This window comes from Streptomyces sp. NPDC013455 (assembly GCF_040632975.1).
Taxonomy (GTDB): Bacteria; Actinomycetota; Actinomycetes; order Streptomycetales; family Streptomycetaceae; genus Streptomyces.
On sequence record NZ_JBEYCX010000021.1, the window covers coordinates 58451 to 71985 of the forward strand.

Annotated in this window: 12 protein-coding genes and 2 pseudogenes; 9 read left to right on the forward strand and 5 right to left on the reverse strand. The window is 70.5% G+C overall.

Going from position 1 to position 13535, the window contains the following annotated elements:
- Positions 1-109 precede the first annotated feature (109 nt).
- The 4 genes and pseudogenes from ABZ576_RS28095 to ABZ576_RS28110 form a co-directional block, all read right to left on the reverse strand.
- Positions 110-949, reverse strand: a complete 840-nt coding sequence (locus ABZ576_RS28095; protein ID WP_360746620.1) for a class II glutamine amidotransferase — start codon at positions 947-949, stop codon at positions 110-112.
- A 580-nt stretch (positions 950-1529) separates the two neighbouring features.
- A pseudogene (locus ABZ576_RS28100) lies at positions 1530-1781 on the reverse strand (DUF5994 family protein); the annotation flags it as partial.
- Between the two features lie 202 nt (positions 1782-1983).
- On the reverse strand, positions 1984-3177 hold the full coding sequence (locus ABZ576_RS28105) for a PP2C family protein-serine/threonine phosphatase (protein ID WP_360746854.1): 1194 nt from the start codon (positions 3175-3177) through the stop codon (positions 1984-1986).
- Between the two features lie 256 nt (positions 3178-3433).
- Positions 3434-3793, reverse strand: coding sequence for a hypothetical protein (locus ABZ576_RS28110; RefSeq protein WP_360746623.1), 360 nt, complete (start codon positions 3791-3793; stop codon positions 3434-3436).
- Between the two features lie 168 nt (positions 3794-3961).
- Between ABZ576_RS28110 and ABZ576_RS28115 the strand changes: the two are divergent.
- Positions 3962-4078: pseudogene (locus ABZ576_RS28115) on the forward strand (SAM-dependent methyltransferase); the annotation flags it as partial.
- A gap of 127 nt (positions 4079-4205) precedes the next feature.
- Here ABZ576_RS28115 and ABZ576_RS28120 read toward each other — a convergent pair.
- The gene (locus ABZ576_RS28120; RefSeq protein ID WP_003974483.1) at positions 4206-4643 is read right to left on the reverse strand and encodes a hypothetical protein; all 438 of its coding nucleotides are present in this window, start codon (positions 4641-4643) and stop codon (positions 4206-4208) included.
- 623 nt (positions 4644-5266) lie between these two features.
- On the opposite strand from ABZ576_RS28120, the gene hemL reads away from it, so the two are divergent.
- From hemL to ABZ576_RS28160, 8 genes are all read left to right on the forward strand, one after another.
- The gene (gene hemL / locus ABZ576_RS28125) at positions 5267-6586 is read left to right on the forward strand and encodes a glutamate-1-semialdehyde 2,1-aminomutase (RefSeq protein WP_360746857.1); all 1320 of its coding nucleotides are present in this window, start codon (positions 5267-5269) and stop codon (positions 6584-6586) included.
- Positions 6583-7287, forward strand: a complete 705-nt coding sequence (locus tag ABZ576_RS28130; protein ID WP_360746626.1) for a histidine phosphatase family protein — start codon at positions 6583-6585, stop codon at positions 7285-7287. The genes hemL and ABZ576_RS28130 overlap by 4 nt, the downstream gene beginning before the upstream one ends.
- A gap of 151 nt (positions 7288-7438) precedes the next feature.
- On the forward strand, positions 7439-8731 hold the full coding sequence (locus tag ABZ576_RS28135; protein ID WP_360746629.1) for a hypothetical protein: 1293 nt from the start codon (positions 7439-7441) through the stop codon (positions 8729-8731).
- A 98-nt stretch (positions 8732-8829) separates the two neighbouring features.
- A complete protein-coding gene (locus ABZ576_RS28140) occupies positions 8830-9420 on the forward strand; it encodes a TlpA disulfide reductase family protein (RefSeq protein ID WP_360746632.1) in 591 nt (196 codons plus the stop codon).
- Position 9421: 1 nt separating this feature from the next.
- Positions 9422-10201 carry a cytochrome c biogenesis protein CcdA gene (locus tag ABZ576_RS28145; RefSeq protein WP_360746635.1) on the forward strand — a complete coding sequence of 260 codons (780 nt, stop codon included), beginning with the start codon at positions 9422-9424 and terminating at the stop codon, positions 10199-10201.
- Positions 10202-10204: 3 nt separating this feature from the next.
- Positions 10205-11914: a cytochrome c biogenesis protein ResB gene (locus ABZ576_RS28150; protein ID WP_360746638.1), complete on the forward strand. Its 1710-nt coding sequence runs from the start codon at positions 10205-10207 to the stop codon at positions 11912-11914.
- Positions 11911-12990: a c-type cytochrome biogenesis protein CcsB gene (gene ccsB / locus ABZ576_RS28155; protein WP_360746641.1), complete on the forward strand. Its 1080-nt coding sequence runs from the start codon at positions 11911-11913 to the stop codon at positions 12988-12990. Before ABZ576_RS28150 ends, ccsB begins: the two co-directional genes overlap by 4 nt.
- A 44-nt stretch (positions 12991-13034) precedes the next feature.
- Positions 13035-13514: an SRPBCC domain-containing protein gene (locus ABZ576_RS28160; protein ID WP_360746644.1), complete on the forward strand. Its 480-nt coding sequence runs from the start codon at positions 13035-13037 to the stop codon at positions 13512-13514.
- Positions 13515-13535 lie beyond the last annotated feature (21 nt).

Sequence of the window (13535 nt, forward strand, 5' to 3'; positions counted from 1 at the left end):
AGGGTCACGTCATGGGCGGTACTTCCTCACCCAGCATCGCAGTCTTCCTGCCCCGGCGCGCGGCACACCGGGCCGCCGGGCCGCCGGGCCGTTCGCCGGGGGCGGCCGGTCAGCTCCTGGCCGGGTCGGGCCGGAAGGCGTGGAGCGCGTCATGGCCCGGCTGGACGATGCCGTAACTGCTCTCCGGCACCTCGTTCCACGCGCCGGGGAGGTCGCCCAGCGGTTCGGACACCACGAGGCGGGTCTCGTCGGAGATGTCCCGCAGGAACGCGGCGTCCGGGTGGAGCGCGCGCAGGGTGTCCACCCGGGTGCTGAAGTAGAGCGACCGTGAGCGGCCCTCGGTGGAGTAGCGGAAGGCCCATACGCGTTCGCCGTCGGCCACCGCGACGGTCATCTGCAGCGGGTGCGGGATGCCGTGCGCGTGCCCCGCTTCCTCGACCAGGCCGGCCATGCGGGCCACGGCGCCGGGAGGATCCTCCGTCAGACCGAAGGTGAGGGCCAGGAAGAACATGAGCTCCGAGTCGGTGGACCCCTCGATGTCGGGATACAGCGCCGGGTCGACGGCCAGCGCGAGCTCCCGCCGGAGCCGCGGGAACCCGTTGATGGACCCGTTGTGCATCCACATCCAGCGGCCGCTGCGGAAGGGGTGGCAGTTGGTCTGCTGCACGGCGGTCCCGGTCGAGGCCCTGATGTGCGCGAAGAACAGGCCCGAGCGCACGTGGTGGGCGATCTCCAGCAGGTTGCGGTTGTTCCAGGCGGGACCGACGTCCCGCAGCACCGCCGGGGTGTCCGCGTCCCGCGTGTACCAGCCGACGCCGAAACCGTCGCCGTTGGTCGTCTCCACCCCCATGCGGGAGTGCAGGCTCTGGTCGATCAGGGAGCGCTGCGGCTCGAACAGGACCTGGCTCAGCAGGACGGGAGTACCCGAGTAGGCGATCCAGCGGCACATCCTGGGTCCTTCGTTTCTTCCGCGGGCAGGTACCGGGAGCAGCGGTGCCGCCGAGACCCGCGAACCGGTCGCGCGGCACTCGGCGCTTCACACGCCCTCCCGTCGCCGACGGGCACCCCTCAGGCACCGGCCGCGTCACTCATCCACGGTAGGAGCCGCGAGATCCGCGCGCATGTCGGGCTCCCGCCGGCCGAAGTCACCCTGCCGGGGCCGAGCCGCACGGTGAGGGGAAGACCCTCCGTCTCCTTTCCGTCGACCGGGAGAGGCGGCCCTGCAACCGCGGCGTACGAGCGCCTCCTGGGCGCCGGCTTCGACAGCCGCCTCATCAGCACCTGGGCTGATCCATGTCAGCTCGTCGGGCGGGGTGTGCGCGATCCACCAGCCGAACCTTTTCCCATGGCTGTCCACGGCGGTGAAGCTCTTCGCCGCCGACGGGTGGATCGTCCTGACCGACGTGAACGCACCTGCGCCCTCAACGGGCCCTGGCCACCTGACGGCCCCCCTCGGGCACCGGCGAGAGCGGGACCCGGAAGCCATGACGCCTCGGTTCGGATGCTCGGATCCTCGGGTGCTCCAGAGCCCCGCTCACGGGGATCTCGCGGGGGATGGCCGGCCAGTGCTCCGGGTTGACGGCGATACGGGTGACGCGGCCCCACAGGGGATCCAACACGTCCGTGAGCGCCGGCAGTTCACTGAGCAGGTCCCGGGACCGTGGCCACCAGGCTCCGTCCAACAGCCCGCGGGAGGCGCCGTCGGTCTTCAGCGTGAGACGCGTGGCCGGGGCTGCGACGGGCTCGCGGTGCGGCAGGGTGGGGTACAAGGTCGCCGACATGGTGCGGACCCGCCTCCGGGCCACCTGTGCGGCGGCCCGGGTGTCATCCTTCGCCGGGGACGCCCCGGCGTGGAAGCCGGTGTGCGAGATGCCCTCGGTACCGTCCCCAGTGATCCGCGTTCACCGGCGGCGAGGGGCAGTGGCCGCAGGGATGTGCGGTACCTGCCGCCGTGCAACGGTGACGGACGGCGGGGACGGGAGGTCAGCCGCGCCACTCCACCATGAGCAGCGTCGCGTCGTCGCTGGTCTGTCCGCCTCGCGCCCGTTTGAGTGTGTGGGACAGGGAGCGCGTCACTGCCCGGATGCCGCGGCCGGTCCGCTCCAGATGGTTCATACAGTCGATCAGCTGGTCCTCCCCGAACTCCTCCCCGCCGCTCTTGTGTTCCTCGACCACTCCGTCGGTGAAGCAGAGGACTCGGTCCCCGGGCATCAGCCCCAGTTCGCTCACCCGAGGCTCCGAACCGCCCAGGCCGACGGGAAGGGTCGTCGGGGCGACCAGACGCCGTGCGACGCGGTGGTCGCGGACGAGGATCGGCGGGGGGTGTCCGGCGTTGACCCATTGCACCCGTCCCGTCGTCGTGTCCAGCTGTAGCATCTGCGCGGTGACGAAGTGCTCGGGACCGAACTGCTCGGCCACGGCGCGGTCCATGAACGCGTAGATCTCCGACAGTCCGATGCCGGCGCGGCGTGCGTGGCGGTAGCTGCCGATGGCCACGGTGGCCATCGTGGCCGCGTCCAGTCCGTGACCCATCGCGTCGATCATGACCACGTGGAGGACGTCGCCGTTCAGCGCGTAGTCGAAGCTGTCGCCGCCCACGTCGTAGGCCGGTTCCAGGATCCCGGCGACGGCGACCCGGGGCATGATCATGGCCAGCGGTGGCAGCAGGGACCACTGCATCTCCGCGGCGACGCTCATCCCCTCATCGCGTCGGACGTCGAAGAACAGGTCGGAATAGCCGTGCTTGGTCACCAGAAGGTCGGCCACCAGGCCGGAGATTCTGAGCAGCAGGCGGCGGTCGTCGTCATCGACGCTGTCCAGCGTCACCGCCATGACCCCCACCTGGTCACCGCCGTCCAGCAGGGGCAGATGGACCCGGACGCCGTCCTCCTGGGGCACCTCGACAGGGACGGCGTCGAGGAAGCAGCGGCCTGCCTCGGAGTCGTCGATCGGCTGGGGTTTCCCGCCGGTGAGTCCCTCACCGGGCAGCGGTACGAGCACCAACTGGCCGTAGTCCTGCAACAGCACCTGCGGACGGCGGCCACCGAGCCGCTCTGTCACGTCGGCGACCAGGGGCCCGATGAGATGGGGCGGGAGTTCGTGCGCGCTGTCCAGGATCTCTCCGAGGAGCGCTTCCCCGAAGCTTTCGGACCGGTCCGGGCGCCGTCCCGCCGCCATCCCCTCCCCGTCCGCGGTCACGCTTCGGGAGGGGGTGGGCCGGGATGACAACGGATCTGTCGGTGCCATGGCTCCATCATGCGGTCGTGGATGCCCGGCCCGCCGGTCGAGCGGAGCCGGCCGGCTGCTCACCTGGGTCCGGCTCCTCCTTCCGACTCCCAGGCGTCCTGTCCGTCGAGGCCGCTCTCGGCGAGTGCCGGCAGGCGCACTCCCGGCTGTGGCAGGCGGTGTGGCACGCAGCCGTCGCACTGCCGCATCACCGGCGTGCCAAGGGCTGTCCTCCGGCGGACAAGATCAGCACACTGGGGGCGACGGCGCCGTGCAGCCCCACGACCTCACCCATGTTCTGCCAGCCCCAGGGCGGGAAGGCGGCTTGTCCTGACTGGTCGGCAGGATGCAGCAGGGTGACCCCGAGGGAGCAGTGCAGATCTGTGAGCAGACGCTGCCGCAGCCGACGGGCGATGTCGCGGTGCTGTGCGTGCGGATGGGCCACGACCTGGGTGAGGACGACGAACCGTGCCCGGGAAGTGAGCCGCTGGACGGTGGACCCGGACCTCCTCGGCAGTGGTGCCGGGAGCCGGATGCCGGAACAGGCCGCGAGCCGGCTGGAGATCACCCGTCTGCTTGGTCCGGGAGCAGGTGGCCCACTTGCCACCGAAACCGGCCCGCCAAGAGGACGTGGCAGGGGCGAGCATGTAGCGGAGGAAGGCGACGACTTGATCACAGCCGCCCGGAACTGCCCGACCGCAGTCCTGGCTCCCCCCCCTTCGGCCGGGCGGCCAGCCGCTGGGAGGAACACCTCGACCGCGCGGGCCTGTGGCTCACCTCCGCCCAGGACTTCCACGACTCCCGACAGGGCCGCTGGCCCGCCACCCTGCTGATCACCGCACGCAAGCTCTGACACCTGCCCCGGCTTCCGCGGAGGAACGCCATGTGTCCTCGATGTGCCCTGGCCACCTGACGGCCCCCCTCGGGCACCGGCGGGAGCGGGACCCGAGAGCCCCGCCCGAACCCACCGAAACCCCAGCTCAGGGCCAGACAAGGCAATACGGCTGATGCCCCGCCTCATGCAGCCGGTGGCTGAAGTCCTGCCACTCGTGCAGCAGCTGGTACACGTTGAACGCGTCCCGCGGGCCCCCGCGGTCCGGGACCGTGGACCAGATGAAGGCCGCGGCGCCCACCGCCTCCTCGCCGATGCCGCGGAGCGGGTCGACGACCGTCATGGGGAGTTTGACGACCGCGTAGTCGGGATGCAGGACGACCAGTTCCAGGGGTGGCACCTTGTGCAGCGGGACGCCCTCGATGCCGGTCAGGACCATCGCGGCCATCGTCTCCGGCTTGATCTTGGTGAACATGCCGTTCATGCCCAGCTCGTCGCCGCCGAGTTCCTCGGGCCGCATCGAGATGGGGACGCGGGCAGCGGTCGCCCCGTCCGGCGCGCCGAAGTATTTGTACGTCACCCCCACCCGACCACCATTCCTGCTCCCCGCCCGCAGGCGGTCGGCCCGGTGGTCGAGCCGGCGGTCGGCCGGCCGGTCCAGGCTGCGGCCCTGCCGCTGGTCGAGCTCGCGGTCGAGCTCCCGGTCGATCTGCCGGTCGTACCGCTCGGGCTCGCTCGGTACACCCTGCGTCTGACGGGCGTCAGACTGTCGTGCTTCCTGACGTGTCTCGGTCGTTTCCTCCGCGTCGCGCCGGTGCCTTCCCCGCCGGGCACGTCGAGGACCCAGGTCATCAGTCCCCTCGCCCAGTCCGCCACCGCGATGCATATCTCCACCCGACTGCTTTTCTAGGACGCGTGGCCCCCGCCGCGCAACCCGATCATCGTGTCAGTGACCTCCCCCACGGCCGCCCGCCGAAACGTGCGGTGGAACAACAGTCCACGGGTTCTGTCCGGCCCCTGATCATCCGGCACTGATGAGTACGTGCGTATGGGCTCTGTGTATCAGGTCTCAGTCTCGCAGATGCCCGCCCCATGGCGGTGCCTCGATCCCGAGGTCGAGCCCGGTCCGGCGGGCACGCGGCCTACCCTGAGGGGGTCACCCCGCAACCGGAGTCCGAGAAGCCGGAGAAGTCGCACGTCATGAGTGCCATGAGCGAAACGCCCTATCCCTACGACGCGCCCGTCTCACAGGCGCTCTTCGACCGCGCCTCCGTCGTCACCCCGGGTGGCGTGAACTCCCCGGTGCGCGCCTTCCGCGCCGTCGGCGGCACCCCCCGCTTCATGGTGTCGGGCAAGGGGCCCTACCTCACCGACGCCGACGGCCGCGAGTACGTCGACCTCGTCTGTTCCTGGGGGCCCATGATCCTCGGGCACTCGCACCCCGAGGTCATCGCCGCCGTGCAGGAGGCCGTGGGCCGCGGTACGTCCTTCGGGACGCCCGGCGAGGGCGAGGTCGCGCTCGCCGAGGAGATCGTCGCCCGCGTCGAGCCCGTCGAGCAGGTCCGGCTCGTCAGCAGCGGCACCGAGGCGACCATGTCCGCGATCCGGCTCGCCCGCGGCTTCACCCGGCGGTCGAAGGTGATCAAGTTCGCCGGCTGCTACCACGGGCACGTCGACTCGCTGCTCGCCGCGGCCGGGTCCGGGGTCGCCACCTTCGCGCTGCCCGACACCCCGGGGGTCACCGGCGCGCAGGCCGGCGACACGATCGTGCTGCCGTACAACGACCTGGAGGCGGTGCAGGAGGCGTTCCACCGGCACCCGGGCGAGATCGCCTGTGTGATCACGGAGGCGGCCCCGGGCAACATGGGCGTCGTGCCGCCCGCCCCCGGGTTCAACCAGGGCCTGAAGGACGCCTGCCGGAAGAACGGCGCCCTGTTCATCTCCGACGAGGTGATGACCGGGTTCCGCACCAGCCGCGCCGGCTGGTACGGCGTGGAGGGCGTCAAGCCCGACCTCATGACCTTCGGCAAGGTCATGGGCGGCGGTTTCCCGGCCGCCGCCTTCGGCGGGCGGGCGGACGTCATGGCCCACCTCGCCCCCGCCGGGCCCGTCTACCAGGCCGGCACCCTCTCCGGGAACCCCGTCGCCACCGCCGCCGGCCTCGCCCAGCTGCGGCTGCTCGACGACGCCGCGTACGACGCCGTCGACGCCGTGTCCGCGCAGATCCAGGCCCTGGTCACCGAGGCGCTGAGCAAGGAGGGCGTGGCGCACCGGCTCCAGACGGCCTCCAACATGTTCTCGGTGTTCTTCACGGACCGGCAGGTCCGCGACTACGAGGACGCCAAGCGGCAGGAGTCGTTCCGCTTCACCGCGTTCTTCCACTCGCTGCTGGCGGACGGCGTCTACCTGCCGCCGTCGTCCTTCGAGTCCTGGTTCGTGTCCACGGCCCACGACGAGCGGGCCCTTCAGAAGATCGCCGACGCCCTTCCGGCGGCGGCCCGGGCGGCTGCGGAGGCCACGGCGGAATGAGCATCTCCCCCGACAGCAAGGACATCACCGTCGTCCACCTGATGCGGCACGGCGAGGTGGAGAACCCGGACGGGATCCTGTACGGGCGGCTGCCCGGCTACCACCTGTCCGAGCTCGGCCGGCAGATGGCCGACCGCGTCGCCGAGCACCTGGCCACGCGGGACGTGACCCATGTCTGCGCCTCGCCGCTGGAGCGGGCGCAGGAGACCGCCACCCCGATCGCCAAGGCGCACGGTCTCGACCTGGACACCGACGAGCGGCTGATCGAGGCCGACAACGTCTTCCAGGGCAAGACGTTCGGCGTCGGGGACGGCGCGCTGCGCAAGCCCGACAACTGGAAGCACCTGGTCAACCCGTTCCGGCCGTCCTGGGGCGAGCCGTACCTCGACCAGGTCGTACGGATGATGGGCGCGCTGAACGCGGCCAAGGACCGGGCGCGCGGGCACGAGGCGGTGCTGGTCAGCCACCAGCTGCCGATCTGGATCGTGCGGTCGTACGTCGAGCGGCGGCGGCTGTGGCACGACCCGCGCAAGCGGCAGTGCACGCTCGCCTCCCTGACGAGCTTCACCTACCAGGGCGACAGGATCGTGTCCGTGGGCTACAGCGAGCCCGCGATCGACCTCGTCCCGGTCCATCTGCGCGCCGGTGCCAGGCCCCAGAAGGGCAAGGGCACGGCCCAGGGGAAGGCCTTCGGCGCGTGACGGTCCAACGGCCGTATCAGAGCGTCCGTTTGGTGTGACCTAGGGTGCTTTTGCCGGGGATCTTGCGAAAAACATAAGAATCGGCGGAACCTCCCCGATCGTCCCGTCCTCTGACTGGGTGACCAGCAGGCAGCGACGATCGGGGATTTCCATGCGCACCTTCTCTCGGACCCTCTCCCGGAGGGGAGTACTCGGCTTCGGTGCGGGCGCGGCGGCCGCCGCCTCGCTCGCCGGCTGCGGCAGTCCCACGTCCTCGGACGGAGGCCGGCACCCGAACGGTTCCGGCCAGGGCCGGCCGGCGCCCGGGGACGGGAGCGGTGCGCGTCCGGCCCGGCCGATCGGCGACGGCTCGACCTCCTTCACCGGCCGGCAGCCGCACCAGCCGGCCGAGCCCGAGCCGCTGGAGCCGGGGCAGACCCCGCCGCAGTTCGTGATCTTCTCCTGGGACGGTGCCGGCGAGGTCGGCAACGGCCTCTTCCCGCGCTTCCTTGACCTGGCCAGGGAGCACGACGCGAGCATGACCTTCTTCCTGTCGGGGCTGTACCTGCTGCCCGAGTCGAAGAAGCGGCTGTACGACCCCCCGAACAACCCGCGCGGCGCCTCCGACATCGGATACCTCACCGACGAGCACATCAAGGCCACGCTGAAGAACGTGCGCCGGGCCTGGCTGGAGGGCCACGAGATCGGCACCCACTTCAACGGGCACTTCTGTGCCGGCGCCGGCACGGTGGGCAACTGGACCCCACAGCAGTGGCGCAGCGAGATCCGGCAGGCCAAGGCGTTCGTGAAGGAGTGGCGGACCAACACCGGCTGGACCGATCTGCCGCCGCTGCCGTTCGACTACGACAAGGAGCTGGTCGGCGGCCGTACGCCCTGCCTGCTCGGCCAGGACAACCTGCTCCCCGTCGCGCGCGAGCTGGGCTGGCGCTACGACGCCTCCTCGCCGGGCGGCCGGCAGACCTGGCCGGTGAAGAAGTCGGGGATCTGGGACCTGCCGTTGCAGCAGATACCTTTCCCCGGACGTTCCTTCGAGGTCCTGTCCATGGACTACAACATGCTCGCCAACCAGTCCGTGAACTCCACCAAGGCGCCCTCCCACAACTACCCGGGGTGGCGGAAGCAGTCCGCACAGGCGTACATCCAGGGATTCAGGCGGGCATACGAGACGAATCGGGCGCCCTTCTTCGTCGGGAACCACTTCGAGCAGTGGAACGGCGGCATCTACATGGACGCCGTCGAGGAGGCGTTCAAGCACATCGCGCGGGAGAAGGAGAAGGGGGCCGACGTGCGGCTGGTCTCCTTCCGGCAGTTCGTGGACTGGATGGACGTGCAGAAGCCCGAGGTGCTCGCCAGGCTGCGCACGCTCCAGGTCGGACAGCGGCCCGCCGGGGGCTGGAAGGAGTTCCTGCGGGAGGCCCGGTCCGCCTCCGGCGATGCGGCCTGATGTCCCGAATGTCCTGTGTAAATACGCCCTGAAATGGGGTTTTCCGCCCGGCAGGGGGGTGCGCGAGATCCCCGGAACAGGCATGCGAAACTTTTCACATGAGTACCCGTAGCCGCGCCGTCCTGCTCACCGCTGTGGCCGCCGTCGCGGCCCTGACCCTCTCCGCGTGCGGGAAGGGCGGCACCTCCGGTGGCGGAGGCGACACCAACTTCATCACCGGCGACCTCGGCATCGACACCGTGCCGGCCGGCGAGCGTGCCACCGCCCCGGACCTGTCCGGCCGGACGATCGACGGCAAGGACCTCGACGTCGCGGACTACAAGGGCAAGGTCGTCGTCCTCAACTTCTGGGGCTCCTGGTGCGGGCCGTGCCGGCAGGAGGCGCAGTACTTCGCGAAGGTGTCGAAGGCCTACGAGGGCAAGGGCGTGCAGTTCGTCGGTGTCAACACCCGGGACAGCAGCACCACCCCGGCGGTCGCCTTCGAGAAGGAACACGGCGTCGAGTTCCCGAGCCTGTACGACCCCACGGGCAAGCTGATGCTGCGCTTCGAGAAGGGCACCCTCAACCCGCAGCTCATCCCCTCCACGCTCGTCATCGACCGGCACGGGAAGGTCGCCGCGCGGGCCCTGGAGGCGCTCGACGACACGAGCCTGCGCAAGATGCTCGAGCCGGTCCTCGCGGAGAAGTGACGTGAGCGCACTGCTGACGCTGGCCGCGACGGCCGGCCCCGGGCAGAACGAGACGGTCCTGCACGGCGCCCTGCTGGTCGCCCTGCCGGTCGCCCTGCTCGCCGGGCTCGTCTCCTTCTTCTCACCCTGCGTGCTGCCGCTGGTCCCCGGCTACCTCTCCTATGTGACGGGCGTCGCGGGCACCGACCTGGCCGAGGCCAGGCGGGGGCGGATGGTCGCCGGAGCCTCCCTGTTCGTCCTCGGCTTCAGCGCCGTGTTCGTCTCCAGCGGGGCGCTCTTCGGCTACTTCGGCGCCAGCCTGATCGACTACCAGGGCATCCTGTCCAAGGTGCTCGGCGCCCTCATGATCGTCATGGGCGTGTTCTTCATGGGGCTGCTGCCCTGGTTCACCATGCGCGAGTTCCGCTTCCACAAGCGGCCGACGGGCGGCCTGCTCGGCGCGCCGCTGCTCGGCGCCCTGTTCGGCGTCGGCTGGACGCCCTGCATGGGCCCGACCCTGTCGTCGGTGAACCTGCTCTCCTTCAACGAGTCCAGCGCCGCCCGGGGCTCCCTGCTGATGGTCGTCTACTGCCTCGGCCTGGGCCTCCCGTTCGTCCTCACCGCGATCGGCTTCCGCAAGGCCCTCGGTGCCTTCGCCTGGGTCAAGCGCCACTATGTGTGGGTGACGCGCATCGGCGGCTCGATGATGATCCTGACCGGTGTCCTGCTGCTGACCGGCGCCTGGAACGGTCTGATCCAGCAGATGCAGACCTGGTCCGACGGCTTCAATGTGGGGATCTGACCGATGAGCAAGACCGACACCGGCACGAGCCGGGAGCAGGAGGACCTGGGGGCGGCCGGTTCCCAGCTGTCCACCGCGCCGCAGGAGGAGCAGTCGAGCCTGCCGGGCCTCGGTGTCCTCGGCTGGGTCCGCTGGTTCTGGCGGCAGCTGACCTCCATGCGGGTGGCGCTGCTGCTGCTCCTGCTGCTCTCGCTCGGCGCGATCCCCGGCTCGCTGATCCCGCAGACCGGGATCGACGCCGCCAAGGTCGAGGAATTCCGCGAGGCGCACTCCACGCTCGCGCCGGTCTACGACAAGCTCGGCCTGTTCAACGTCTACAGCTCGGTGTGGTTCTCCGCCGTCTACATCCTGCTGTTCGTGTCCCTCATCGGCTGCATCGTGCCGCGCACCTGGCAGTTCGTCGGCCAGCTGCGCGGCCGTCCGCCGGCCGCGCCCAAGCGGCTGACCCGGCTGCCCGCGTACACGACCTGGCGGACGCGGGCCGAGCCGGAGCAGGTCCACGAGGCCGCGCTCGCGCTGCTGAAGAAGCGCCGCTTCCGCGCCCACCTCGCCGGTGACGCCGTCGCCGCCGAGAAGGGCTACCTGCGCGAGCTGGGCAACCTGGTCTTCCACGTCGCGCTGATCGTGATGCTGGTCGCCTTCGCCTCGGGCCAGCTGTTCAAATCGGACGGCACCAAGCTGATGGTGGAGGGCGACGGCTTCGCCAACGCGCTGCCGATGTACGACGACTTCAAGTCCGGCAACCTCTTCGACAACGACGACCTGGTCCCGTTCAGCTTCGACCTCGACGACTTCCGGGCCACCTACGAGGTCAGCGGACCGAACAAGGGCACCCCGCGCACCTTCGAGGCGAGGATCCGCTACAGCGAGGGCGCGTACGGCGCGCAGAAGTCGACCACCGTCAAGGTCAACGAGCCGCTGGAGATCGGCGACGCCAAGGTCTACCTGGTCAGCCACGGCTACGCGCCGGTGGTCACCGTCCGGGACGGCAAGGGCGAGGTCCTCTACCGCGACGCCGTGCCGCTGCTGCCGCTCGACGGCAACGTCACCTCCAACGGTGTGGTGAAGGTGATGGACGGCTACCGCGACGCCAAGGGCAAGAAGGAGCAGCTCGGCTTCCAGGCGTTCTTCGTGCCGACCTTCGACCCGCGCAGCGGCACGATGCTCTCGCAGTACCCGGCGCTGGTGAACCCGCTGCTCGCGGTGAACGCCTACCACGGCGACCTGGGTGTGGACTCGGGCATCCCGCAGAGCGTGTACCAGCTGGACAAGACCCACATGAAGGCGTTCAAGGACGCCAAGGGCCAGCTGCTGAAGAAGCTGCTCAAGCCGGGCGACACGCTGACGCTGCCGAACGGCGCGGGCTCGATCACCTTCGAGAAGGACGTCAAGGAGTGGGCCGGCTTCGAGATCGTGCAGGAGCCGGGCGGCGGCTGGGCGCTCGGCGGTGCCCTCGCCGCGATCTTCGGTCTGGCCGCGTCCCTGTTCATCCAGCGCCGCCGCGTGTGGGTGCGGGCGGTGCGCGGTGCCGACGGTGTCACGGTGGTCGAGATGGCCGGGCTCGGCCGCAGCGAATCCGCGAAGGTGCCCGAGGAACTGGGCGACCTCGCCGTCATCCTCTACGACCAGGCGCCGGGGGCTCCCGACCCCGGCGACGACTCCGCAGCACCCCCCGACCCGCAAGCCGTTCCTGCCGAAGGGGCTGAGAAGTGACTCTCGCCGCCGCCACCAACGAACATCTCGCGAGCATCAGCAACACGCTGATCTACTCGTCGATGGCCGTCTACACCCTGGCCTTCTTCGCCTACATCGCCGAGTGGCTGTTCGGCAGCCGCAGCAAGGTGGCGCGCACGGCCGCCGCGCTGACGCCGCGCGCCGAGGCCGCGAAGGCTCCCGCCGTCACCGTGCAGCAGGCCGGCGGCACCGCCGTGCTGGAGCGGCCCAAGGTCGTCGTCCGCTCGGCCTCCGGCGCGCGGGACGTGCCGGACGGGCCCGGTGCGCACGGCGGCGACGCGCAGGGCGACCTCTACGGCCGGGTCGCCATCTCCCTCACCGTGCTCGCCTTCCTGGTGGAGCTGGGCGGTGTCGTCACCCGCGCGGCCTCCGTGGAGCGGGCGCCGTGGGGCAACATGTACGAGTTCAACATCACCTTCTCCACGGTGGCCGTCGGCGTGTACCTGGGCCTGCTGGCGCTGAAGAAGAACGTGCGCTGGCTCGGCCTGTTCCTCGTCACGACGGTCCTGCTGGACCTGGGCCTCGCGGTCACCGTCCTGTACACGGCCAGCGACCAGCTGGTGCCGGCCCTGCACTCGTACTGGCTGTACATCCACGTCTCCACCGCGATCTTCTGCGGCGCGGTGTTCTACGTCGGCGCGGTCGCCACCGTCCTGTACCTGTTCAAGGACGCGTACGAGACCAAGCTCCAGTCGGGCGGCCGGCCCGGTTCGTTCGCCACCTCGGTGCTGGAGCGGCTGCCCGCCTCCGCCTCCCTGGACAAGTTCTCCTACCGGGTCAACGCGGCCGTCTTCCCGCTGTGGACGTTCACGATCATCGCGGGCGCCATCTGGGCGGGCGACGCCTGGGGCCGCTACTGGAACTGGGACCCGAAGGAGACCTGGTCCTTCATCACCTGGATCGCCTACGCCGGCTACCTGCACGCGCGGGCCACGGCCGGCTGGAAGGGCCGCAAGGCCGCCTACCTGGCGCTGCTCGCCTTCGGCTGCTGGCTGTTCAACTACTACGGCGTCAACATCTTCGTCAGCGGCAAGCACTCCTACGCGGGGGTGTGACCGCGCCGGGTGCGCGGGCCGCGGCCCGGGGGCAGGCTGGTGTCATGAGCGGTTCCATCGCGCAGGGCACCAGCCAGACCCACGGGAACACGCACATCCTGCACTTCACGGTGCGGATCCCGCGGCCCATGGAGGACCTCTGGCCGGCGGTGGCCACCCCGGAGGGACTGGCGGCCTGGTTCACCGCCGCGGACGTGCTCGAACCCCGGCTCGGCGGCGCCGTCACCCTGCGTGACCTGGGCGGCGGGCAGGTCACGGCCTGGGACGTGGACCGGGTCGCCGAGTACACGGTGGAGGGCGGCGGGCGGATCCGGTTCCACCTGGAGCGGGAGGGCGAGCACGGCAGCGCGCTCCGCCTCACGCACGAGTTCCAGGGCGAGGAGGAGTCGGAGCGGCGCTGGCGGACCCGCTTCGAACGCCTGATCGAGCTCCTGGACTCCCCGCACGACGCGGCCGGTCCGGGTTCCGGACGCCCCGCGGCGCCCCCCGAGCCGTCCGATCCCCTTCCCGGCCAGTTCACCTAGGACGTCACCCAGGACGTCACC

Bases quoted from the DNA above. Each gene is read 5' to 3' on its own strand.
- ABZ576_RS28095 (WP_360746620.1), bottom strand. From the start codon at position 949: ATGTGCCGCTGGATCGCCTACTCGGGTACTCCCGTCCTGCTGAGCCAG.
- ABZ576_RS28105 (WP_360746854.1), bottom strand. From the start codon at position 3,177: ATGGCGGCGGGACGGCGCCCGGACCGGTCCGAAAGCTTCGGGGAAGCG.
- hemL (WP_360746857.1), top strand. From the start codon at position 5,267: ATGAGCGAAACGCCCTATCCCTACGACGCGCCCGTCTCACAGGCGCTC.
- ABZ576_RS28130 (WP_360746626.1), top strand. From the start codon at position 6,583: ATGAGCATCTCCCCCGACAGCAAGGACATCACCGTCGTCCACCTGATG.
- ABZ576_RS28135 (WP_360746629.1), top strand. From the start codon at position 7,439: ATGCGCACCTTCTCTCGGACCCTCTCCCGGAGGGGAGTACTCGGCTTC.
- ABZ576_RS28140 (WP_360746632.1), top strand. From the start codon at position 8,830: ATGAGTACCCGTAGCCGCGCCGTCCTGCTCACCGCTGTGGCCGCCGTC.
- ABZ576_RS28150 (WP_360746638.1), top strand. From the start codon at position 10,205: ATGAGCAAGACCGACACCGGCACGAGCCGGGAGCAGGAGGACCTGGGG.
- ABZ576_RS28160 (WP_360746644.1), top strand. From the start codon at position 13,035: ATGAGCGGTTCCATCGCGCAGGGCACCAGCCAGACCCACGGGAACACG.